Below are 22,652 nucleotides of genomic sequence, written 5' to 3' on the forward strand. Positions count from 1 at the left end.
TGCGTCGTGAACGGGTCTCGGTGAGAGGTAGCGTCACATCGTGACATCGACCGCGACAGCCCTCACCATCCGGCTCGTCCGCACCGAGGAGTTCGCTCGGGCGGGCGACCTGACCGCCCGTGCCTACCGGCACAGCTACGGCGAGCTCTCGGAGCACTACCTCGCCTCGCTGCGCGACGTCGCCACACGCGTGCAGAGCGGCGACGTGTGGGTGGCGGTGGATGGCGGCGGGCGCGCGGATGCCGCCGCAGATACCGCTGCCGAGGCCGACATCCTCGGAACCGTGTGGGTCGCTCGGCCGAACCGGCCGCTGGCCGGTGTCGCGCAGCCCGGCGAGACCGATTTCCGACAGCTCGCCGTTGCGCCCGAGGCGCGCGGCCGCGGCGTCGGCGAGGCGCTCGCCCGGCACGTCATCGAGCTGGCCCGCCAGCGCGGATCGCACCGCGTCGTCATGAACAGCGGGCCCGAGATGACCGCCGCGCACGCGCTCTACGCCAAGCTCGGTTTCTCGCGCCTGCCCGAACGCGAGGGACGAATCGAGGTCGAGCCGGGCCGTTTCGTCGATCTGCTCGCCTTCGGTTACGACCTCGAGCCGGAGCCCTCGGCCCCGACCGGCACCGCCTCGACCGGCACCCCCGCGGGCGGCTCGGCGCCGACGTGGCTCCTCGAGCACATCGACTACGACGACTCCCGTGCGGTCGCCCTCCGCGCCGAGATGGACCGCGAGGTCGGCCCGCGATACGCCGACCGCTTCGACGAGGCCGACCCCGAAGCCGCCGCCCGATCCGCCCGCGCTTTCGCCCTCGACCCCGAGACGATCGTGGCGACGGTGCTCGTGACGGATGCCGCGGGCGAGGCGCTCGGTCACGGTGCGCTGCGCGACCTCGAGCACGACGGCATCCGCGACCTCGAGATCAAGCGCGTGTACGTGCACCCGCGGGCTCGCGGGCTCGGCGCGAGCCGTGCTCTCATCGCCGAGCTCGAACGCATCGCGCGCGACCGCGGCGCCGCGCGCGTCATCCTGCAGACCGGCGACCGCCAGCATGACGCCGTCGTGCTGTACGAGCGCCTCGGGTACACGCCGATCCCGATCTACGCCCCCTACACCGAGTACACGTTCTCCCGCTGCTTCACCAAGCCCCTGTAGATTCCCGCCGAGCACGCACCGTCTCCCCGAACACGCACGCTAAGCGGTGCGTTCTCGGCGCAACGATGCGTTCTCGCCGGCATCAGCCGGGTCGACTCTGCATCATCCGGGCCGGAATTCCATCCGTTGCGGGCTCGGCGACGAAGACACTATGCACGGTAGGAGTGATCTGCCGATCGAGAGGCGACAGCGATGGCGAAATCGACCGCATCCGCGAACGAGGCGAAGACCCGGCGCGGGGTCTGGGCCTTGTCGAGCGCGCTCGCCGGCATCGTCAGCGCTGCCGCCTTCCTCGCCGTAGCCGAGCTGGTCGCGCTCCTCGTCGCGCGTGAGAGCAGCCCGATCCTCGCCGTGGGCGCCTTCGTCATCGATATCGTGCCGCAGCCGCTCAAGGAGTTCGCGATCGCGACGTTCGGCTCGGCCGACAAGATCGTCCTGCTCGGCAGCCTCGCGCTCGCCGTCGTGGTCGCCGCCGCGATCGCCGGCATCCTGCAGTTCTTCGCCCGGCCGTTCGGGGTCATCGTCATCGCCCTCGCCGGGGTGATCTCGACGGCCGCCATCGTCACTCGCACCGGAGCCAGCCCGCTCGCCTTCGTGCCGCCCGTGATCGGGACGCTGGCCGGAGTGATCATCCTCGTCTTCCTCATCACGCGCCTCCGGCGCTGGGCGGGCGCAGCGGGCGCCGCGGATGTCGCGGCTGCCGCGGATGCCGTCAACCCGACCACCCCGGCGTACCCGGCCGCTGAGCAGCGCGGCCTCGGTCGGCGATCGTTCCTGGTCGCCACGGGAGGCGTGGGCCTCGCCGCCGTCATCGTCGGGGTCGGCGCCCGCCTGCTCAATGCGACGTCGGCTTCGGTCGACGCGCTCCGCCGTGAGCTGCGCATCCCCGAGCCGCGGTCGACCGTCACGATCCCCGACGGCGCCGAGCTGGATGTCGAGGGGATCTCGCCCCTCATCACCCCGAACGCCGACTTCTACCGCGTCGACACGGCCCTCACGGTGCCGTCGGTCGACCCGACCACGTGGCGTCTCGTCATCGACGGCATGGTCGATCAGCGCGTCGAGCTGAGCTTCGACGATCTCGTCGGCATGGGTCTCGACGAGTACGCCGTCACGCTCACGTGCGTCTCGAACGAGGTCGGCGGCGGTCTGGTGGGCAACGCCATCTGGCAAGGCGTCCCGATCCGCGACATCCTGCGCATGGCGGGCCCGCAGTCGGGCGCCGACATGGTGCTGTCGAAGAGCGTGGACGGGTACACGGCATCCACCCCCCTCGAGGCCCTGACCGACGACTCGCGCGACGCGATCTTCGCCGTCAAGATGAACGGCGAGCCGTTGCCCCTCGAGCACGGCTTCCCGGTGCGCATGGTGGTCCCGGGGCTGTACGGCTACGTCTCCGCGACGAAGTGGGTCACCGAGCTCAAGGTCACCACGTTCGAGGCCGACGAGGCCTACTGGACCCCGCGCGGGTACGCAGCCGAAGCGCCGATCAAGTTCTCGTCCCGCATCGACACCCCGCGCACGGGCACACCGGTCGCCGCGGGCACCGTCGCCATCGCCGGCATGGCCTGGGCTCAGACAGTCGGGATCGACCGCGTCGAAGTGCGGATCGACGACGGCGACTGGCAGGCTGCGACGCTCTCCAACCCGATCAACGCCGATACCTGGGTCCAGTGGATGCTGGAGTGGCAGGCCGACGCGGGAACCCATTACGTCGAGGTGCGCGCCGTCAACAAGGACGGCGACACGCAGATCGAGGAGCGCGCCCCGATCGCCCCCGACGGCTCGAGCGGCTGGCAGCGCGTCCTGGTGACGGTCTCCGCCTGACCCTCGGCTCCCACCTGCCGTCGACTCGCCAGGAAGTGCGGATGCTGCCCCCCGCGCACTCGCCATTCGTGGCGAGTCGACGAAGGGGAAGGGGGAGCAGGGGGCTACGCGAGGCGAGCGAGCGGCGTAGTGGCGCCGAGGACCGCGTCGACGATCGCTCCTGCCGTGCGGTCGGTCTGGCGGATCGAGAGCGCGTTCGATCCCGGGCGGGTGAAAGCACCGCTCTCGGGCAGCGACGTGAACGGGCCGAGCGCGAAGGCGGATGCCGTCGGTGAGCCGTCCCGCCGCAGTACCCGGCCGTCGGCATCGGTGAGCACGCGTACCTCCGCCCCCTGCTGGCGGGCCAGCGCTCGCAGCACGCGGTTCTCGCTCACGGCGGCTCCCGGCCCGGGCAGCCACGCGTCGACGAGGCTGCCCGCGACGGTCTCGCCCGGGACGCGACGGCTGGAGGCGACGAAGCCGCGCTCCGGATCGATGCGGACCTCGATCTCGGGCCCGAGCAAGCGAACGATCCCGGCATCGGCGAGGGCCACGAGCTCCTCGAGCCGGTGCGGGGGCGGGCCGCTTGCGACGTAGCTGAAGAAGGTGTGCCACCGGACCGGCAGCGATCGTGTGCGCGAGTGCTCGTTCCACCGATCGGCGGGGATCTCGGCAAGCGCGAGGAACGACAGCAGCGCTGCGAGGAAGACGCCCTGCGCGGCGCTGCGTTCCGGGGCCGTACGCAGATGCAGGTCGGTGACGATGTGTGCGCGCACCCGCTCGTGCGCGTCGTCGCCGCCGGCAAAGGCCGCCGCGGCGAACGGCCGGTCGAGCGACGCGACGTCGAACCGGTCGAGCGGATCGGGCACCGCCGCCGCGATCGCGTCGAGCAGGGCGGGGTCGTCCCACGCGTGCGACCGCAGCACCGCACGGAACGTCGTCCAATCGCCGACGACGCGGTCGGGGTGTCCCGTGAACAGCTCGCGGTAGTGCCCGTGGAGCAGCTCGCCCGCGATGAGCGGCCAGACATCGGCCTCGAAGTCGATGACACCGGGGCGGGCCACAAGCTCGGCGATCGCCGCGGGCGTCAGCACCTCGCGTTGGGATGCCTCGCCGCGCAGCGCCGACGACACCTTCGAACGGTAGGGAACGCCCCGCCGCGATCCGAGGTGCAGACGCGGCTCGCGTCCCGACGGCACGTACCGCAACCCGTCGCCCTTCTCGACGAAGCGGCCGCCGCGGCCTTGGGTGAGCAGCACCACGAGGTCGACCGCGGCGAGTCCCATGCCGCGCACGATGACGTCGTCGCCGGCCCCGAGCTGCGAGAGGTCGGCGTCGGCGGTGAAGGCGGGCGGCACATAGTGCAGCCGCGCGCGGCGCGCCCCGGCGATGAGGCCGGCGGTGACGGCATCCGGTTCACGACCGGTGTGACCGAGCGCGAAGACGACACCGTCGGCGTCGATCTCGAGCCCGCTCGCCAGGGTCACGCGGTTCTCCGGGCTCACGCTCGCCACCGTGTCGCGGCGCCAGCGCACCGTGACGCCGGCAGGGGCCTCGGCGACCGTGCGCCGGTAGAACCACTCCAGGTAGTAGCTGTGCAGTCGCCGCGTGGGAAAGCTCTCGCCGTGCAGCCCGCGCGCCTCGGCAGCCGCCACCTCGTCGTCGATCTCGATGCCCCGGCCGGTCGCGGCCAGCTCGCCGCTGCGCCAGAGCTCGGCCCATTCGATGAGCGAGGGTCCCGGCCGGATCGGACCGTCGATGACGCAGCTCTCGTCGGTGAAGACCGTCACGTCGCGCGCCATCGAGTTGAGCTTCAGCAGCGGCGACTGCGCCCGCCGCCAGATGCGACCGGCCCCCGGAGGATGCGGGTCGACCAGCTCGACATGCAGGCGCGGCGCGCCGACCGCGCGCGCATCCGCCGCATCCCCTGCGCCCGCCGCGACGCCGAACCGCGCGACGATCCGCTCGAGGAGCATGATCGCGCGCGGGCCGGCGCCGACGAAGACCAGCCGGTGGACGCTCACGCCGGTACGGATGCGGGTGCCGGAACCACGGCCGGCAGCCCGAGCAGGTCGCGCAGCGTCGCTCCCTCGTCGTACGAGTCGCGGTACGACCCGCGCTCCTGCAGGAGGGGGACGACGCGCGTGGCGAACTCGTCGAGGCCGTGCGGGGTGAGGTGCCCGACGACGGTGAATCCGTCGGTCGCCCGCTCCTGCACGTAGCGGTCGATCTCGCCCGCGATGTGCTCGGGGGTGCCCACGAATGTGTGCTTGGCCGTCAGCCGGATGACGAGCTCGCGCACGCTCAGCCCCTCGGCTTCCGACAGCTCCCGCAGCGACGCGATCCGCGCCTGCACGGCCTTGTGGCGATTGGCCCAGCCGCGTGCGGTCTCCGAGCCGGTGTCGGGCTCGACGTCGGGCAGCGGGCCGTCGGGGTCGTAGCCGCTGAGGTCGCGGCCCCAGACCTGCTCGAGGTAGGTCAACGCCTGCTCGGGCCGCACCTGCTGCAGGGCGATCTCACGCGATCGTTCGCGCGCCTCGGCATCCGTGTCGCCGATGACGAACGTCGCCGCGGGCAGGATCTTCAGCGAGCCCTCGTCGCGCCCCCACGCGGCCAGGCGCCCCTTGACGTCGTCGTAGAACACGCGGGCCGCATCGAAGTCCTGGTGCAGCGAGAAGATGACTTCGGCGTGCTCGGCTCCGAAGTCGCGTCCGTCGGCGGAGTCACCGGCCTGCACGATCACGGGGCGCCCCTGCGGCGAGCGGGGCACGTCGAAGAGGGCGTCGACGTCGAACTGCGGACCCGAGTGGCGGATGCGGCGGGGCAGCGCTTCGCCCTCGTCCCACGAGTCCCAGAGCTTCTTCGACAGGGCGGCGAACTCTCTCGCGCGCTCGTAGCGGTCGGCGTGGTCGAGGAACCCGCCGCGGCGGAAGTTCGCGCCGTGGAACGCGTCGGAGCTCGTCACGGCGTTCCATCCGGCGCGGCCGTCCGACAGGTGGTCGAGTGTCGCAAGCTGACGGGCGAGCTCGTACGGCTCGTTGAACGTCGTGCTCAGGGTGCCGACGAGACCGACGTGATCGGTGACGGCGGTCAGCGCCGCCAGGATCGCGAGGGTGTTCGGGCGGCCCAGCACGTCGAGCTCGTGCACGCGGCCCTTGTGCTCGCGCAACCGCAGGCCCTCGGCGAGGAACACGTAGTCGAAGAAGCCGCGCTCGGCCGAGCGCGCGAAGTACTCGAATGCGGCGAAGTCGATCTGGCTGCCCGAGGCGGGGTCGGTCCACACCGTGGTGCTGTTGACACCGGGGAAGTGTGCGGCCAGGTGGATCTGGCGGGGCGAGCGGCTCACAGGGCGACCTTCTCTCGTGTCGGGGCGGCGTCGTGGGCAGAGTCGTGGGCTGGGCCGGCGTACCTGCTCGCGGGACGCGGCAGGCCGAGCCGGCCGCGCAAGGTGGCGGCGTCGTCGTCGCGCAGCACACGGGTCGCGCGCAGCAGCGGGGCGAGACGCTCGGCGATCGCGACGACGTCGTCGGGCTGGCGTGCCGGCCGCAGCCGCACACCGTCGACGCCGGTCTCTGCGAGGGCCCGGATGTGCTCGGCGACCTCGGTCGGCGTGCCGGCGACGACCCGCGCGTCCGAGCGGAACTCGCCTCCGACGAGGTCGTCGAGCCGCGCGAGCGCGTCGCGTGCAGCCGCACTCGTCTCCTCGACGAGCACGATCACGTCGGCGAACACGCGCAGGCGCTCGCCAGAGCGGCGCAGCTCGGCGGCGGCTCCGTCGAGCTCGGCGAGGATGCCGGTCGCGGCGGCCGCATCGTGGGGCGTGACGAACACGACGTCGGCGTGCTCGGCGGCGAGGCGGAACGGCACGGTCTGGTGCGCGAGCACCGAGATGATGGGGCGGCCCTGGGGCGAGCGGGGCACGATCGAGGCCCCGGTGATCGAGAAGAACTCGCCCGCGACGTCGATGTTGTGGATGCGGTCGGCGTCGACGAAGCGGCCGCTCGCGGCATCCCGGATGATCGCATCGTCCTGCCACGAGTCCCACAGGCGCCCGAGCGCGTCGGCGACCTCGCCCGCCTCGCGGAACCCGGTCTCGAGATCGATCTCGTCGCGCCGCCCGAAGTTCGCGCGCTCCGCGGCCGACCCGCCGACGACGAGCCTCACGCCCGCGCGGCCGCGGCTCGCGAAGTCGAGCGTCTGGATGCCGGTGGCGACGTGGAACGGCTCGGTGTGCGTCGTCGTGACCGTCGGGATCAGGCCGATCCGGTGCGTGAGCGGCGCGAGCGCGGAGGCCAGCAGCACCGCGTCGATACGCCCGTGCAGCCGCCCGGGGTCGGGGTCGTTCGCGTCTTCCAAGCGGTCGGTCAGCGAGAGCGCGTCCTCGATGGTCGCGAGAGTCACGCCCGCCCCGTCGAGGAGTCGCACCTGGTCGGCCCACTGACGGGATGTGGTGAACGCGCGCGGCGAGAGCCCGGACGCGCGCCACGCGGCGGGGTGCCAGCCGGCCCGCTCGAGAGCGACGGCGAGATGGATGCGGTGAGACATGAGCCCACTGTCGACCTCGCCCCGAGCGCTGCCAAGGCCGCCCGTCATCCGGCGACACCTGTCGTAACCGGGGTTCGCGTCGCGCGCTCAGATCACATCAGGTCAGGCGCTGCGCAGCCGGTACCGCGTCGCCACAGCCCCCGAGCGGAATGCTGTGCGGTCGACCGCTTCGAGCTCGATCTGCCCGTGCAGGCCCGCGAGCAGCGTCGGCCCCCGTCCCGCGACGACGGGCTGCACGACGAACTCGAACTCGTCGATGAGGCCGAGGTCCGCCAGGGCGGTGGGCAGCATGACGCCGCCGACCCAGAGCCCGGCGCCCGGCTCGGCCTTCAGCGCTCGGACGGCGGTCTCCAGGTCGCCCGAGATGAGCTCGGCGTTCCAGTCGGGATCGCCAAGGGTCGACGACACGACGAACTTCCGGGCGCCGTCGATGGCCTCGGCGAATCTGATCTCGGCGTCATCCATCCACTCGGGCCACTCGCCCGAGGCGGGCCGTCGCCAGGCGGCGGCCATCATCTCGTACGTCACGCGGCCGAGCAGCAACGCGTCGACCCCGGCCATCTGCGCCGTCCAGTAGCCCATCGATTCTTGGTCGGGCGGCAGCCCCGCCTCATGGTGGCAGCACCCGTCGAGCGTCACATTGATCGAGTACCGCAGAGGTCTCATGCCGCATCCCGTCTGCGGCGGATGACGCCGCGACGCCAGTCTGGACCCGCGGGCATCGATATGCGAGGGGTCCAGGCCAGGAGGACGGCGAAGACGACACGTGTCGCGAGCAGGACCCCCCAGATGGCCTCGGCCGAGCCGGAACGTGTGACGGCGAGCAGCGTCAGCCCCGACCCACCGACCGCCCCGTACGCGATCACGAGGGCGGGCAGCCCAGCCGCTGTCGACAGCGCGATCTTGCGGTAGGAGTACAGGACACCTGCCCACGGTTCGATGAGCAGTTGCACGGACATCATCGCGACGATCAGCCAGCCGAGCTGGTCGAAGACCGGCAGAGCCAGGCGCGAGATCGTCAGCGCCACCGCGATCGCCGCGAGCAGGACGAGACAGTTCGCCTGCACCGTCGACAGGCGCATGGCCCGCCCGCGCCCGAGCCCGCGCCCGCCGCCTCCCCCGCGCTCGGCGATGACGAATCTTGCCCCGACCACGCCGAACTGCTTCAGCGGGACGATGACGGAGCGCATCACCGCCACCGACAGCGCGACCACCGCACCGTCGGCGGGGGAGTGCGCAGTGGCCACCATGATCGCTGCCGTGAAGGTCACCAGGAAGACCAGTCCGTCGACCGACGCGGCCGCGCGCTCGCCGAGTGACCGGATGACGGCGACGGGATGCGCGAGAGCCTCACGCGCCGCCGACGCCACCATGCGCCACGAGATCATGTCCGCTCGCGCGAGCTGTGATCCGCGCACCAGCACTCCCAGGATCGACGCGACCGACGTCGTGGCGCCGACGGCAGCCACAGCCGCGAGCGGTGGGACGCCGAGCGCGACGACGACGGCCGCGACGGCGGCTTTCACGAGCGTTCCGGTGACCGCGGTGATCAGGTTGGTGCCGTCGCGGTGCTGCGCCTGGAACGCGCCGTTGAAGACGAAGCCGATCGGCGTGAGCACCGTCGCCGGGATGGTGGCGATCCAGTAGACGGCGAAGTACCCGCCCGCGTCCGAGCGCGAGACGACCGGACTGAGGAGCGCGATCGCGATAGCGGCCAGCAGCAGAAGCATCGCCGCCCCCACCGCCCCCGTCAACTCTCCTTCGAGGGAGTGCCCCGCCGTGCGCGCGCGGATGGTGGTGACCACGAAACCGGATGCCACGACCGTCACGATCGCGGCGGTGGAGCCCCCGAGGCCGATCGCCGCCTGGACCTCGTCGGAATAGGCGATCGCCATGACGAGCAGGATGACGACGCTGCCGATCCCCGGCAGGAACATCGCGGATGCCGCCAGCGCGGCACGCCCCAGGTAGTCGCGCCTCACAACTCGATACTGTCAGCAACCCGATTGGCCTGCCCAGCGCCGTTGAGGCTTGCTCTGCCGGTTCCGGCAGGTTCTCGTCGTCTCTGGCTGCCGATAGCGTCGGGCGGGTGGATCTCCAGCGCGCCGCAGACCTGGCCATCGCCCTCGCCCGTGAAGCCGGCGACGTCGCCGTCGCGGAGCGGACGACCGCCCGCATCGACGCGAAGGGCGACGGCGCCGACCTCGTGACGCACGTCGATCGCGAGACAGAGCGGCGGATCGTCGAGGCCCTGCGGCGCGCGTATCCGGAGCACGCGATCCTCGGCGAGGAGGGCGGCGAGCAGGGCAGCGACGAGGGCGAGTACCGCTGGCTCATCGACCCGCTCGACGGCACGCACAACTACGTGCTGGGGCTCGATGTCTACGGCGTCTGCATCACGCTCTGCCAGCGCGACCGTCCGGTGATGGCGGTCGTCCACGACTCACCGCGGCGCCGCACGTTCTGGGCCATCGAGGGGAGCGGGGCATTCACCGCCGGCGACTCCGACGAATCCGGATCCACCGCACCGCGCGTCGTCATCGAGGGGGCGGGTGCGCTCGCTCACGAGACCGTCGCCTTCACACAGGGTTACGACGTCGGCCATGACGACCCGCGTCGCAACGAGCTGTTCGATCGCCTCGAGCGCGGCACGAAGCGGGTCCTGCGCAGCTGGGCTCCGTCGTCGGACTGGGCGCTGCTCGTGACGGGCGGACTCGGCGCCCTCGTGGCCTACCGCAACGAGATCTGGGACCTCGTCGGCGGCGCGCTCATCGCGACCGAGGGGGGAGCGGCATCCTGGACCTCCGCCGACGGCGCCCTCGTGATCGTCGGCCGACCGGATGTCGTCACGGCGCTGCGCGAGCTCGTCACTCGCTGACCGGAACGACGATCGGCAGCTCGCGCACCGGCACCAGCACGATGTCCTGCACCTTCCAGTCGAGCTCGACGCAGCCTTCGCGCGCCGCTTCCAGCTCGTCGAGGGTCGGCATCCGACCGTCGCGCGGCACGACGAACGACTCGACGTGGAACACGTGTCCCTCGTCACGCACCCGGCTGCCCGCCGCCGACACCCACGGGAGGCTCGCGAGGTAGGCGTCGATCTCGCCCGCGAGCGGATGAGGCTCAGCATCGTCGAACGTCGTCGCTCGCGCGTCCATGAGGTCGATGATCGCGGCCCGCAGGTTCTTCAGCCCGTCGCGCAGGATGCCCGCCGCGATGAAGAGCGCCGCCGCCGCGTCGAGCCACCACAGCCCGAGGCCGATGCCCGTGACGCCCACGATGGACCCGACCGCGGTCATCCAGTCGGCCTTGTTCATGTCGGCATCCGCGTAGAGCACCTTGTTGTGCAGCTCGCGCGCCAGCGTGATCTTCGCGCGCCCGAGCAGGACAGGCGGCACGGCTGTCAGCGCCATGACCCCGATCATCAGCCACCCGAGCCAGATCGACGCGCCGAACAGCTCGACCGTGCCGATCGTCGGGTGCTCGCCGCTCAGCAGCCCGATGCCCGACTCGACGATCAGGTAGGTGCCCATCGTGGTCAGGGCGACAGCGGCGACGAGGTGACCGACTCCGACCGAGCGGTGATAGCCGTACGGATGCCGCAGCGTCGGTCGTCGCCGGTTGACGCGGATCGCGATGAGGAACGCCAGCGGCGGGATGAACGACAGCAGGTCCTCGATCCACGCCGCCTTCATCGCCTGCGAGTTGCCGAGCACGAGGAAGACGAGGGTCACGGTGACCGCCAGGAACCCGATCGTGATCCATTCGAGCCGCACCGCGCGGCGAAGCACCTCGACCTGACGTTCCGGCAGCTCGGTCTGTCCGAACCGCACCTCCGACCGGTTCACAGCTCTCCCGCTCTCGCCCGCTCCGAGAGGAAGGTCTCGAGGCGCGACAGGAACGCGTTCTCGCCGAGCGGCACGAGCATGACGACCTTGAGCGTGCTGCCGTCCTTCGCGGTCGCCTCCGCGTACGGGCGTGTGACACCCGCCTTGTCTGTCCACGGGGTCTGGTCGGTGATGCCGCCCGCGATGAGATCGAGCCCGCCGTTCTCGAGTTCGCGCACGAGCGCCTCCTCCGACCCGACGGTCCATTCCACGTCGGCGTCGAGCGAGTCGGCGAAGGCTCGGATCGCATCGGGCTCGCTGCCCTGCGGTTCCTCGCCGTCGACCTGCACCCATTCGCCGTCGGGGGATACCCCGGCCCGAAGCGTCCCTCCCTCGACCGAGGTGAGCGTGCCCGACGGGTCGGTCGGTATCGACAGCCCGCACCCCGCGAGTGCGAACGACGACGTCAGTAGCAACAGGACCGCGCCGACCGCTGTGGCGAGCCGGTGGTGCATGAGACCCTCCTCCATAGGCGTCTGGTGTGGGTATGCGATCTGCATCCCCACTCTGGCGCGCGTGTTGCGATCGCCGTAAGGGGGTTGCGCCCGTGTCGATAGGATGGGGTGCAATCCCTCCTCGACAGAAAGGGAGATCCGCATGCCGGGAATCGTCATCGTCGGCGTCCAGTGGGGCGACGAGGGCAAGGGCAAGGCCACCGACCTGTTGGGCGATCGCACCGACTGGGTCGTCAAGTTCAACGGCGGCAACAACGCCGGGCACACCGTCGTCATCGGTGACGAGAAGTACGCCCTGCACCTGCTGCCGAGCGGCATCCTCTCGCCGGGCGTCAACGCCGTCATCGGCAACGGCGTCGTCGTCGACCTCGAGGTGCTCTTCGCCGAGCTCGAGGCGCTGTCGGCGCGCGGGCTCGACATCTCGCGCCTCAAGGTCAGCGCCAACGCGCACCTCATCACGCAGTACCACCGCACGCTCGACAAGGTGACCGAGCGCTTCCTCGGCAAGCGCCAGATCGGCACCACCGGTCGCGGCATCGGACCGGCCTACGCCGACAAGATCAACCGCGTCGGCATCCGCGTGCAAGACCTCTTCGACGAGAACATCCTGCGCCAGAAGGTCGAGGGAGCCCTCGACCAGAAGAACCACCTGCTGGTCAAGGTGTTCAACCGCCGTGCGATCACCGCCGACGAGATCGTCGAAGACCTGCTCTCGTACGCCGAGCGTCTGCGGCCCATGGTGTGCGACACGGGCCTGCTGCTGAGCAACGCGCTCGACAACGGCGACGTCGTCGTCTTCGAGGGCGGGCAGGCGACCATGCTCGACGTCGACCACGGCACCTACCCCTTCGTCACGTCGTCGTCGGCGACGGCCGGCGGCGCCGCCACCGGTGCGGGCGTCGGACCCAACCGTCTCGACCGCATCGTCGGCATCGTCAAGGCGTACACGACGCGCGTCGGGTCGGGCCCGTTCCCGACCGAGCTGTTCGACGAGAACGGCGACTTCCTCCGGTCGCGCGGATTCGAGTTCGGCACGACGACCGGCCGCCCCCGCCGTGTCGGCTGGTACGACGCCCCGATCACGCGGTACGCGACGCGGATCAACGGCATCACCGACCTCGTGCTCACCAAGCTCGACATCCTCACCGGGCTCGACCGCATCCCGGTGTGCGTCGCATACGACGTCGACGGCGAGCGGTTCGACGAGGTGCCGGTCAACCAGTCCGACTTCCACCACGCCAAGCCGGTGCTCGAGTACTTCCCCGGTTGGAAGGAAGACATCTCGACGGCGCGCACGTTCGACGACCTCCCCATCGCCGCCCAGGAGTACGTGCTGGCGCTCGAGAAGATGAGCGGCACGCGCATCTCGGTGATCGGTGTCGGGCCCGCCCGCGACGCCGTGATCGTCCGCCACGACCTCGTCGACTGACGTGCGGCTGCTGCTCGGCGGCTACACCGCCGACATGGGCGGCGACGCCACGGGCATCGGCCTGGTGCACGCCGGCGACCCCGACGGCCCGACCGCCGACGGCCAGCTCTCGTTGCGCACCGAGGTCGTGGCGGCGTCGTCGCCGTCGTGGCTCGCCCGCCATCCGCGTCTGGACGTCGTCTACGCCGCGCTCGAGTTCCGCGGTGAGGTGCAGGCCTACCGGCGCACGGGTCCCGACGCGTGGATGCCGCTCGGGCGCCCGGTCGCCGCCGGTGAGGCCGTGTGTCACGTCGCCGTCGCCCCCGACGGAGCCTCGCTCGTCGCCAGCTGCTGGAGCGACGGCCGCGTCGTCCGCATGAGCATCGACGACGCCGGCGTCCCGTCGGCTCCGGTGATCGCGCCCGCCGCGGTCGACCCCTACGGACCCGTTGCTTCGGCGGAGCCGGCCGCGGACGACCTCGATCTCGCCGCTGCCGCGCGGGCTCTGCGCGAGGCCGCCGGTCCCGAGTTCGCCCATCTGGTGCCCGGCTCGGACGCGCCCGCCGCGCCGCATCCCGGTCCGGATCAGGAATCCGAGGCCGCACGCCCGTCTCGGTCGCACCAGGCGCGTCACCTGCCGGGCGGTCTGATCGTGACGACCGACATGGGGCTCGACCTCGTGCGGTTCTGGCGTGACAGTCCGCGCGGGCTCCGGCTCGTCGGGCAGGTCACGCTGCCGCTCGGCAGCGGACCGCGTCACACCCTCTGGCATCCGAGCGGTCACCTGTACGTCCTCACGGAACTATCTCGCGAGGTGTTCGTGCTCGGCGCCGATCGCGCCGGGGAATGGCGGATGCTGTCGGCGACAGGCCTCATCGGTTCCCTCGACGACGACACAGCTGCTGAGATCGCCATGACGCCCGACGGTGAGACCGTCTACGCGGGCATCCGCGGCAGCAACACCCTCGGGGTGCTGCGCGTTCGCGGCACCGGTGACCGGCTCGAGCAACTCGCCCTCGTCGATGCCGGCGTCGATTGGCCGCGCCACCACGTCGTCGTCCGAGACACCCTGCTCGTCGCCGGGCAGCTCTCGGGCGAGGTGGTGTCGATGACGCGCGACCCGCGAACCGGGGTGCCGGGGCGCGTGCGTCACCGCGTCGCAGCCCCCAGCCCGACCTGCATCCTGCCGGTGGCGTGATTCCCGGTCCCGCGAACGGGGGCCGCTATCAGAGTCAGTGCGGCAGTTTCTTCGCGTCCTGACGCGGAATGACGATCTGGTTGATGATCAGCAGGATCGACGCGGTGACGGGAATCGCGACGAGCGCGCCCAGCAGACCCAACAGGGTGCCGCCGACGAGAGCCCCGATGACCACGAGCGATCCGGGCACCGAGACGGTGCGGTTCATCACGCGGGGCGTGAGGACGTATGCCTCGACCTGCATGTACAGCAGGTACGCGGCCGCGAAGATGATCGCCGGCAACGGCGCGGTGGGATTCGTCAGCAGTGTGATGACGGATGCCCCGACCCAGAAGATCACCGTTCCCACGAGCGGGATCAGCGTGATCGCGAACGCGAGCACAGCCATCAGGGCCGCGAACGGCACCCCGAGGATGGTCAGCAGGATGAAGCCGAAGGTTGCGTTCATGAGGGCGAGAACGACCATGCCCGACAGGTAGCCGCCGATCGACTCGGTGATCTGCCGGGTCATGTCGGCGACGGTCGAGCGGGAGCGTGCGGGCGAGATGCGCACCAGCGCGTTCTTCATGCGGGGGAGCGACGCCAGGAAGTACAGGCTGAGCACGAGCACGATGATCGACCCCGAGATGGCGGTCACGACGTTCACGCCGACCTGCAGCAGCCCGCCGCCGATCGCGGCGATGTTCGACGGGTTGGTGACGAAGCTCTGCACCTCGTTCAGCACGTCGCTCAGGCTGTCGCCGAACGTGTTCTCGAGCCAGCGCACCGTATCGCTGCGCAGCATGTCGTTGACGATCGACGGCACATCCTTGGCGAACTGTTCGACCTGGCGCACCACCGGTGGCAGGACGACCCACAGGATGCCGGCGATGATGAGCGCGAGCGCGGCGAACGTGATGACGATGCCCCAGGCGCGCGGGATGCCGCGGCGCACGAGGAACCGCACCACCGGGTCGAGCGCCAGCGCGACGAACAACGCGATCGCGACGTAGATGAGGACCGTCGACAGGCTCGAGATCGCCAGCCCCAGAACGATCGCCGCGAGGGCGCCCAGAGCGAGGAAGAAGCCGGCCGCGAACGGGCGGGACAGCGCTCCCCAGAGGGGCTGATCACGCGTGGCCGCTGCGGACACCGGGGCGGTGGGGGCCGCGGGGGCCGGGGTGCTCGGGCGAGGCTTCGTCATGGTCACACTCTAGGGGCGCGGCTTACAGCGCCGCGGTGGGATCGCGCTCGCCCGTCGAGCAGATAGGGTCGGCGGGGGAGGAGCCACCATGACCGACGCCACGACCGAACTCCATCGCCTGCGCGCGAGCATCGACAACATCGACGCCGCGCTCGTGTTCATGCTGGCGGAGCGGTTCCGCTGCACGAAGCAGGTCGGCGAGCTCAAGGCGACTCACGGCATGCCGGCATCCGATCCCGGTCGCGAAGAACGGCAGGTCGCCCGCCTGCGGCGCCTCGCCGAGGAGGCCGACCTCGACCCCGAGTTCGCGGAGAAGTGGTTCGGATTCGTCGTCGCCGAGGTCATCCGCCACCACCGCATCGCGGCGGAGGACATCGCGGACTGAGCCTCAGTCACCCGCTGCCGCGAGCTGCCGGATCGATCGTTCGATGCCGGCGCGCTGACCGGCGTCGAGATCGAGGAACCCCGTCGCGCGGCTCACCCACAGTCCGAGCGCCGCCGCCACGGCGGTCAGCTGTGCGGGCGTCGCGCCTTCCGGCTGCAGCCAGTGCGCCCGGATGCCCTGCCATCCGTCGTGCATCCGTCGCCCGCCGAGGGTCTCGACCGCCAGCCGCAGTTCGGCGGGTGTCGCATCTCCTTCGAGCATGCCTGCGACGAAAGCAGCGAGCCGGTGCGGAGGATCGTCGGGCGCTCCGGCGAGATGGGATGCCGCTGACTCCGCCCAGCCGTCGATCAGTCGCCCCGCGACGGCCTCGAGGATCAGCTGCCGCGTGGCGAAGTGGTAGACGATGCCGCTCTTGGTCAGCCCGGTCCGTGCCGCGAGGTCGTCGAAGGTGACCGAATCCGCGCCCGAGTCTGCGAACAGCTCGACGGCCGCGTCGACGATGAGCTCGCGATTACTGGGACGCACCATCTGCTCCGCTCGACTCCGCGTGGCCGCCGCGCCACATGGCCAGGGGTCCGGCCCCGTCGGGCCAGGGGACCCTCGTCAGGGGCACGAAGCCGTGCCGACGATAGAGCGCGGTCGTGCGGGCGTTCGACGATTCCAGGTACGCGGGCGAGCCGTCGGCGTCGACGACCTCGAGTCGTGACGCGAGCAGTGTTCTGCCGATGCCGCCGCCGGTAGCGTCCGGCGCGACGCCGACCGCCTTGAGGTACCAGTGCGGCACGGCCGGCCGGTGCGCGTCGATCGCGTCCGAGACGCGAAGAGCCCGGGCCAGACCGCCGAGGCCGATCGCCCGCACGTACTCCGGCAGGGCGGCCGTGCGCATCCCGGTCTCGCCGGGGGCGGACCACACCGCGACGCCGAGGAGCCTGCCGGTGTCGGGATCGCGCACACCGTCGACCGTGCCGTTCTGCAACGGACCACCGAGGAGGACGGCGCGGAACAGGCGGTGGCGCGCGCGTTCGTCGTCGCCGCGTTCCTGCAGGAGGGCCCGCGTCGGGGCGTCTTCGGCGAACGCGCGGGTCAGCAGATCAGCCGCCGCGTCGATCTCTCCGCGAGCGACGGGTGTGACGGTGCGGGTCGTCGGGGGGATAGGCGTGCGAGTCATGGACAAACTGTACGTGTACTACACATACAGTTACCTGAGAAAGACCACCGGTTTGCCTGCGCGGGCGCGCGCGTTTACCGGAAGTGCCGATCAGAGGTCAAATCGTCGGTTCGATTTGCGACCTCCCCGGGAACGTGAAACGTTGGATGCGGCCCACAGCGGGCCCCTACCCGACCAGTCCGCGGTCGTTGGTGGCAGTCCCTGTGGGTGCCAGACCGGCGAGCGTATGGTCGGCGGCCTGTGCTCGTGGGTCCGACATCCGCAGCCGAGACGCCGTCGCAAGACGCGCCGAGAGGCCGCCACCCGGGCGTAACCGATGCAGCCTGCACCGGCTGCCGAGGTGACCTGTGACCAGTCCGTCTTCTTCGGGGGAAATGACCTCCCCCGCGCTGGAAGCCAAGAATCTGTACAAGGTCTTCGGGCGCAACCCGAAGTCCGTCGTCGAGAAGCTGCGGGCCGGAGCCCAGCGCAACGAGATCGCCGACGCCGGAACCGCCGCCGTCATCGACGCCTCGTTCACCGTGCAGCCGGGTGAGATCTTCGTCATCATGGGCCTCTCCGGCTCGGGCAAGTCGACGCTCATCCGCATGCTCAACGGCCTGCACGACGCCACCGCCGGAACGATCACCGTGAAGGGCGACTCGATCACCGATGTCGCGCCCGCCCGGTTGCGCAGCATCCGTCGCGAGCGCATCGCGATGGTCTTCCAGCACTTCGCCCTGCTGCCGCACCGCACCGTCGCCGCGAACGTGGCCTACCCGCTCGAGCTGCGGGGTGTCGGCAAGGCCGAGCGCCTGGCCAAGGCCGAGGAGATCCTCGCGCTCGTCGGCCTCGAAGGCTGGGGCGACAAGCTGCCCTCGGCCCTCTCCGGCGGAATGCAGCAGCGTGTCGGCATCGCCCGCGCGCTCGCCGCCGACAGCGACATCCTGCTCATGGACGAGGCCTTCAGCGCGCTCGACCCGCTCATCCGACGCGAGATGCAGGAGCAGCTGCTCGAACTGCAGCAGAAGCTGCAGAAGACCATCATCTTCATCACGCACGACCTCAACGAGGCGATGTTCCTCGGCGACCGCATCGCCGTCATGCGCGACGGCCGCATCGTGCAGATCGGCACGCCCGAAGACATCCTGACCGACCCGGCGAACGACTACGTCGAGCAGTTCGTCCAGGACGTCGACCGTGCCCGCGTCCTCACGGCCGCGAACGTCATGGAGCGCCCGCGGCCCGTCGTCGCCGAATCGGCAGGACCCCGCGTTGCCCTCAAGCAGATGCGGGATGCCTTCATGTCGGCGGCCTACGTCGTCGGCCGCGACCGCAAACTCCTCGGTGTCGTCACCGATCGCGACGCGGTCAAGCTGGTCCGTCGCGGCGAGTCGGCGCTCTCATCGGTCATCAAGCCGGCCCCGCAGACCGTCAGCCAGGACGAGGTGCTCATGAACCTCTTCGTCCCGGCCGTCGAGTCGCCGCTGCCGCTCGCCGTCACCGATGCAGACGGACGCCTCGTCGGCGTCATCCCGCGCATCACCCTCCTCGCCGCCCTCGGCCCCGGCCCCGGCGCGACGGAGGAGATCACGATCCCCCTGCAGCCGATGCCGCAGGCCGCGATCGACGAAGTGCTCGCGGAGGCGACCGCCGTCGACGGTGCCGCCCTCCAGAACGGGGAGGTGCGCTGATGGATGGTTTCCGTATTCCGCTCGGCCAGTGGGCCGAGGTCGCGGTCGACTGGATCCGCGACAACGTCTCGTGGCTGCTCGGCGCGATCTCCACCGCCGTCGGCTGGCTCGTCGGCTCGCTCGCCGACCTGCTGCTGAGCGCCCCGATCGTCGTCGTCATCGTCGTCGCCGCGCTGCTCGGCTGGTTCCTGCGGTCGTGGAAGTTCGCGATCGGCACGGCTATCTCGTTCGCGATCATCCTCGGCGTGGGGCAGTGGGTCACGGCGATGCAGACGCTCGCGCTCGTGCTCATCGCGACGATCATCGCCGTCGTCATCGCCGTGCCCCTCGGCATCCTCGCCGCCCGCAGCGACCGCTTCAGCGCGGTCATCAAGCCCGTGCTCGACCTGATGCAGGCGATGCCGGGGTTCGTGTACCTGATCCCCGCGATCGTGTTCTTCAGCATCGGCTTCGTGCCGGGTCTGGTCGCCACCGTGATCTTCGCGCTGCCCCCGGGCGTGCGTCTGACCGAGCTCGGCATCCGCAGCGTCGACTCCGAGACCGTCGAGGCCGGGCACGCGTTCGGCGCGACGCCGGGCCAGATCCTGCGCGGCGTCCAGCTGCCCCTCGCGATGCCGACGATCATGACCGGCGTCAACCAGGTGATCATGCTCGCGCTCTCGATGGCCGTCATCGCCGGAATCGCCGGCGCCCCCGGCCTCGGCAAGGAGATCGTCCAGGCGATGTCGACCGTCAACATCGGCACCGGTGTCGAAGCGGGGCTCAGCGTCGTCATCCTCGCGATCTACCTCGATCGCCTCACGTCCGCTCTCGGCGACATGAAGGGCCAGAAGGGGTCGGTCCTCGGCGCGATCGGTCGTCGTCGCACGGCGGCAGCCGCCGCGACCGCCGCGGAGAAGCGCGAGCTCGCCCCGGCCGCCTGAGCCGCGGCATCCCGAACGTATCCCCCTGCACCACCCATACGGAACGAATGAATCCATACGGAAGGCACACGATGAACAAGCGACACCTCACCGGGATCGTGGCGCTCGGCGCCGCGGCATCCCTCGCCCTCGCCGGATGCGCGAGCGGTAACCAGGCCGAAGGCGGCTCTGGCGAGAACGGCGACAGCAAGGGCACCATCACGCTGGGCTACCTGCCCTCGTGGACCGACGGCCTCAGCACCGCATACCTGCTCGAGAACCAGCTCGAGCAGCTCGGCTACACCGTCGAGATGCAGGAGCTCACCGAGGCGGGGCCGCTCTACGCCGGTCTCGCGCAGGGTGACGTCGACATCTACCCGTCGGCATGGCCCGAACTGACCCACGCCTCGTACATGGAGCGCTACGGCGACCAGATCGACGACCTCGGCGCCTACTACGACAACGCCAAGCTCACGATCGCGGTGCCCGAGTACGTCGACATCACCTCGATCGAAGACCTCGCCGCCAACGCCGACCGCTTCGGCGGCCAGATCTACGGCATCGAGCCGGGCGCAGGCCTCACGAAGCAGACGCAGGAGTCGATGATCCCCGAGTACGGCCTCGACGGCACGTACGAGCTCGTCACCTCGTCGACCGCCGCGATGCTCACCGAGCTCGACACGGCGATCGCCGCGCAGCGCGACATCGTCGTGACGTCGTGGCGTCCGTTCTGGGCCAACGAGCGCTACGGCCTCAAGGACCTCGAAGACCCGCGCGGCGCGATGGGCGACACCGAGGCACTGCACTTCCTCGCGACGTCCGGCTTCGCCGACGAACACCCCGAGGCGGCCGAGCTGATCGGCAAGATCAAGCTGGACGACGAGCAGTACGCCGCGCTCGAGGACATGGTCGTCAACCAGTACGGCGAGGGCAAGGAAGCCGAGGCGATCACCGCTTGGCTCGAGGAGTACGGCAGCCAGGTCGACGGCCTGCAGACCAGCTGACCCCCTGACGGAGACGAAACCCCCGGGAGCCATCCCGGGGGTTTCGTGCGTCAGGACGCCGTCGGGGGGAGCTGCAGCGCGGCCTTCTCGGCTAGGCGCTCCATCGCGGCATCCGACACCGCGATGAGCCCGTCGAGCTCGGCTCGAACGCGCTCGTACGCCGTCCGGCGCTCGGCGGGCGTGGCAGCTTCGTCCACCGCGACGTTGAGCAGACGCTTGGCCGTGTCGAGTCGACGGCGCTCCGGCTCGCTGAAAGCTCGATCGCGCTGACGGCGGGCATCGCGTTCCGCGACGTCGAACGCGACCTCGGCGTCGGTGAGCGCATCGCGGTAGGCCGTCAGGTCGGCGGCACCGATGCGGACTGACGTCGTCGGCGGTCGTAGGCCGTCGGCGACCTTCTTCGCACGCAGGAAGGCGGCGGTGAGCGGCTGTCGCCCGTCGCTCATGGCCGGGAAGGCGATGAGCTTCGCGACGTCGAGTTCGTACTCGAGCCAGCGGTGCGTCAGGTCGTCATGGGCGTCGAAAAGCTGTTGCAGGCGAGCGCCGGTGCTCAGTTGTTCGTCGTCCGCGGCGACCGGCATCCCGTCGCCGGCGCGGACCGCGCCCGATCGCATGATGCTCTTCGCTTCGGCCTTCGCTCGGATGATCTCGAGACGGCGCTTATGCCGTCGACGCGCAGACTGCTCGAGAGCCTTCGCCGCGCCGCCGGCGGCGGGTCCGATGATGAAGATCAGCCACCAGTAGCTGCCGGCGAACTCCCACAGCCCGGGCCAGAATCCATCCACCCCGCCATGCTAGCCCTGCGCGGTGGCGTCAGTCGGGCCGGTCGGACCGGTCGGACCGGTCGGGACGAGAGGGCCGGTCGCGCCGCATCCGGTTCCACATCTCGGTCGAGCGCGTGATCGCGCGCTGCGCATTGTCGAGGAGGTCTTGCGCGACCTCCGCCCAGTCGGGTGAACGGTCGTCGGGCTCGGGAAGCTCGCGCGGCGTGCCCTGCCGGGCGGCGCGCTCAGCGGCATCGAAGGCGTGGGTCGCCCGACGGACCGCCTCGCGGTACGCGCTGTAATCGGCCGGCGCCATGCGCGCATCGCGTGAGGCCGGACGCAGCCACGATGCCTGCTGGTGCTCGCGGAGGAAGAGATCCATCGGAGGCCAGCGCGCATCGAGCATCATCGGGAACCCGATCGCCTTCGCAGCATCGGTCTCGTAGTCCATCCAGCGAGCCAGGAGCGCGTCGTGCTCGGCCATCAGCCGGGCCAGCGGCATCCGGTCGATCTCCTTGCGCGATGCCGGCATCATCGCGCGCGCCGCCTGCACGCCCGCGCGGCGCGCCTTCAGCTCCGCGACGGCGGCGCGCGCCTGACGCTCCGCGACCTGCAGCCGACGTCGTGCTTCCGGAACCGCGCCCGCCGTCGCGCGAGGGGTCGCCTTCTCGGCCTGTGCGCGCATCAGCTCGGCGCGGGCAACCTTGAGCTGCGCGCGGGCGTGCGTGACGCCCTGCTGTGCGCGGCGGAGGTCGAGCTGCGCGGCATCGAGCTCGAGACGGCGCTGCGAAGGGCGTCTGCGGCGCAGGCCAGCCCAGCCGAGGGCGCCCGCGCTGGCTCCCGCCGGCGCGATCCACCACCACTCGGCCGCGAGCGCGAGGATCGGATCCACTCCTTCAGCCTACGCACCTCGCCGCACCCGCGTCTTCGCGCATACCCGCTCTGCGCGCCCCTGAGCTGTATCAGCCGAAGAGCAGTGCGAAGACGGTCGAGCCGCCGCCCACGACGATCAGCGAGATGATCGCGACCCACGCGGTCACGCGCATGCGACGCGAGCGCCCCCGGGCGAACCCGGCGTACTCGTCGTCTTCGCCCTGCGGCGTCAGGTCACGCCCGCTCATGACACG

The 22,652-nt window shown here is 70.8% G+C and carries 22 protein-coding genes; 9 read left to right on the forward strand and 13 right to left on the reverse strand.

From position 1 onward, the window contains the following. The first annotated feature begins 40 nt into the window (after positions 1-40). Positions 41-1,147: a GNAT family N-acetyltransferase gene (locus QUC20_RS00500; protein ID WP_289330589.1), complete on the forward strand. Its 1,107-nt coding sequence runs from the start codon at positions 41-43 to the stop codon at positions 1,145-1,147. 192 nt (positions 1,148-1,339) lie between these two features. Then, positions 1,340-2,974 carry a molybdopterin-dependent oxidoreductase gene (locus tag QUC20_RS00505; protein ID WP_289330590.1) on the forward strand — a complete coding sequence of 545 codons (1,635 nt, stop codon included), beginning with the start codon at positions 1,340-1,342 and terminating at the stop codon, positions 2,972-2,974. A gap of 104 nt (positions 2,975-3,078) precedes the next feature. Here the strand turns inward: QUC20_RS00505 and QUC20_RS00510 are convergent, their stop codons facing one another. From QUC20_RS00510 to QUC20_RS00530, 5 genes are all read right to left on the reverse strand, one after another. Further along, a complete protein-coding gene (locus QUC20_RS00510; RefSeq protein ID WP_289330591.1) occupies positions 3,079-4,977 on the reverse strand; it encodes an FAD/NAD(P)-binding protein in 1,899 nt (632 codons plus the stop codon). After that, positions 4,974-6,299: an NtaA/DmoA family FMN-dependent monooxygenase gene (locus tag QUC20_RS00515; protein ID WP_289330592.1), complete on the reverse strand. Its 1,326-nt coding sequence runs from the start codon at positions 6,297-6,299 to the stop codon at positions 4,974-4,976. Before QUC20_RS00515 ends, QUC20_RS00510 begins: the two co-directional genes overlap by 4 nt. Further along, positions 6,296-7,498: an LLM class flavin-dependent oxidoreductase gene (locus QUC20_RS00520; RefSeq protein WP_289330593.1), complete on the reverse strand. Its 1,203-nt coding sequence runs from the start codon at positions 7,496-7,498 to the stop codon at positions 6,296-6,298. The genes QUC20_RS00515 and QUC20_RS00520 overlap by 4 nt, the downstream gene beginning before the upstream one ends. 102 nt (positions 7,499-7,600) lie before the next feature. Next, positions 7,601-8,164: a dihydrofolate reductase family protein gene (locus tag QUC20_RS00525; RefSeq protein WP_289330594.1), complete on the reverse strand. Its 564-nt coding sequence runs from the start codon at positions 8,162-8,164 to the stop codon at positions 7,601-7,603. Next, positions 8,161-9,480, reverse strand: a complete 1,320-nt coding sequence (locus QUC20_RS00530) for a hypothetical protein (RefSeq protein ID WP_289330595.1) — start codon at positions 9,478-9,480, stop codon at positions 8,161-8,163. The genes QUC20_RS00525 and QUC20_RS00530 overlap by 4 nt, the downstream gene beginning before the upstream one ends. A 107-nt stretch (positions 9,481-9,587) precedes the next feature. On the opposite strand from QUC20_RS00530, the gene QUC20_RS00535 reads away from it, so the two are divergent. Then, on the forward strand, positions 9,588-10,376 hold the full coding sequence (locus tag QUC20_RS00535) for an inositol monophosphatase family protein (protein ID WP_289330596.1): 789 nt from the start codon (positions 9,588-9,590) through the stop codon (positions 10,374-10,376). Here the strand turns inward: QUC20_RS00535 and QUC20_RS00540 are convergent. Both QUC20_RS00540 and QUC20_RS00545 read right to left on the reverse strand, forming a co-directional pair. Then, a complete protein-coding gene (locus tag QUC20_RS00540) occupies positions 10,366-11,346 on the reverse strand; it encodes a cation efflux transmembrane domain-containing protein (RefSeq protein ID WP_120263839.1) in 981 nt (326 codons plus the stop codon). The genes QUC20_RS00535 and QUC20_RS00540 overlap by 11 nt on opposite strands. Beyond that, positions 11,343-11,840 carry a transporter substrate-binding domain-containing protein gene (locus QUC20_RS00545; RefSeq protein WP_289330597.1) on the reverse strand — a complete coding sequence of 166 codons (498 nt, stop codon included), beginning with the start codon at positions 11,838-11,840 and terminating at the stop codon, positions 11,343-11,345. The genes QUC20_RS00540 and QUC20_RS00545 overlap by 4 nt, the downstream gene beginning before the upstream one ends. A gap of 142 nt (positions 11,841-11,982) precedes the next feature. On the opposite strand from QUC20_RS00545, the gene QUC20_RS00550 reads away from it, so the two are divergent. Together QUC20_RS00550 and QUC20_RS00555 are read left to right on the forward strand one after the other, a co-directional pair. Next, the gene (locus QUC20_RS00550) at positions 11,983-13,269 is read left to right on the forward strand and encodes an adenylosuccinate synthase (RefSeq protein WP_120263838.1); all 1,287 of its coding nucleotides are present in this window, start codon (positions 11,983-11,985) and stop codon (positions 13,267-13,269) included. A 1-nt stretch (position 13,270) separates the two neighbouring features. Beyond that, on the forward strand, positions 13,271-14,446 hold the full coding sequence (locus QUC20_RS00555) for a lactonase family protein (RefSeq protein ID WP_289330598.1): 1,176 nt from the start codon (positions 13,271-13,273) through the stop codon (positions 14,444-14,446). 34 nt (positions 14,447-14,480) lie between these two features. On the opposite strand, the gene QUC20_RS00560 is transcribed toward QUC20_RS00555, so the two are convergent. Beyond that, entirely contained in the window at positions 14,481-15,629 is a 1,149-nt protein-coding gene (locus QUC20_RS00560; RefSeq protein WP_120264463.1) for an AI-2E family transporter, read from the reverse strand. Positions 15,630-15,717: 88 nt separating this feature from the next. On the opposite strand from QUC20_RS00560, the gene QUC20_RS00565 reads away from it, so the two are divergent. Then, positions 15,718-16,014 (forward strand): chorismate mutase, encoded by a 297-nt coding sequence (locus QUC20_RS00565; protein WP_120263837.1) that lies wholly within the window; start codon positions 15,718-15,720, stop codon positions 16,012-16,014. Between the two features lie 3 nt (positions 16,015-16,017). Here QUC20_RS00565 and QUC20_RS00570 read toward each other — a convergent pair whose 3' ends face one another. After that, positions 16,018-16,542: a TetR/AcrR family transcriptional regulator gene (locus QUC20_RS00570; protein ID WP_120263836.1), complete on the reverse strand. Its 525-nt coding sequence runs from the start codon at positions 16,540-16,542 to the stop codon at positions 16,018-16,020. After that, positions 16,526-17,182, reverse strand: coding sequence for a GNAT family N-acetyltransferase (locus QUC20_RS00575; RefSeq protein ID WP_220700906.1), 657 nt, complete (start codon positions 17,180-17,182; stop codon positions 16,526-16,528). Before QUC20_RS00575 ends, QUC20_RS00570 begins: the two co-directional genes overlap by 17 nt. Positions 17,183-17,556: 374 nt before the next feature. Between QUC20_RS00575 and QUC20_RS00580 the strand changes: the two genes are divergently transcribed. The 3 genes from QUC20_RS00580 (at position 17,557) to QUC20_RS00590 (ending at position 20,761) form a co-directional block, all read left to right on the forward strand. Then, positions 17,557-18,855, forward strand: coding sequence for a quaternary amine ABC transporter ATP-binding protein (locus QUC20_RS00580; protein ID WP_120263835.1), 1,299 nt, complete (start codon positions 17,557-17,559; stop codon positions 18,853-18,855). Beyond that, a complete protein-coding gene (locus QUC20_RS00585; RefSeq protein ID WP_120263834.1) occupies positions 18,855-19,778 on the forward strand; it encodes an ABC transporter permease in 924 nt (307 codons plus the stop codon). Before QUC20_RS00580 ends, QUC20_RS00585 begins: the two co-directional genes overlap by 1 nt. 71 nt (positions 19,779-19,849) lie before the next feature. Beyond that, on the forward strand, positions 19,850-20,761 hold the full coding sequence (locus tag QUC20_RS00590; protein ID WP_120263833.1) for a glycine betaine ABC transporter substrate-binding protein: 912 nt from the start codon (positions 19,850-19,852) through the stop codon (positions 20,759-20,761). A gap of 50 nt (positions 20,762-20,811) precedes the next feature. Here QUC20_RS00590 and QUC20_RS00595 read toward each other — a convergent pair whose 3' ends face one another. From QUC20_RS00595 to QUC20_RS00605, 3 genes are all read right to left on the reverse strand, one after another. After that, the gene (locus QUC20_RS00595; RefSeq protein ID WP_289330599.1) at positions 20,812-21,546 is read right to left on the reverse strand and encodes a hypothetical protein; all 735 of its coding nucleotides are present in this window, start codon (positions 21,544-21,546) and stop codon (positions 20,812-20,814) included. A gap of 28 nt (positions 21,547-21,574) precedes the next feature. Further along, complete coding sequence (locus QUC20_RS00600) at positions 21,575-22,417, reverse strand: efflux RND transporter periplasmic adaptor subunit (protein ID WP_289330600.1); 843 nt, start codon at positions 22,415-22,417, stop codon at positions 21,575-21,577. A 70-nt stretch (positions 22,418-22,487) separates the two neighbouring features. Beyond that, positions 22,488-22,646, reverse strand: coding sequence for a hypothetical protein (locus QUC20_RS00605; protein WP_183045387.1), 159 nt, complete (start codon positions 22,644-22,646; stop codon positions 22,488-22,490). Between the last annotated feature and the right edge of the window lie 6 nt (positions 22,647-22,652).

Origin of the sequence: Microbacterium arborescens (genome assembly GCF_030369635.1) — a bacterium.
In the GTDB taxonomy this organism is placed as follows: domain Bacteria; phylum Actinomycetota; class Actinomycetes; order Actinomycetales; family Microbacteriaceae; genus Microbacterium.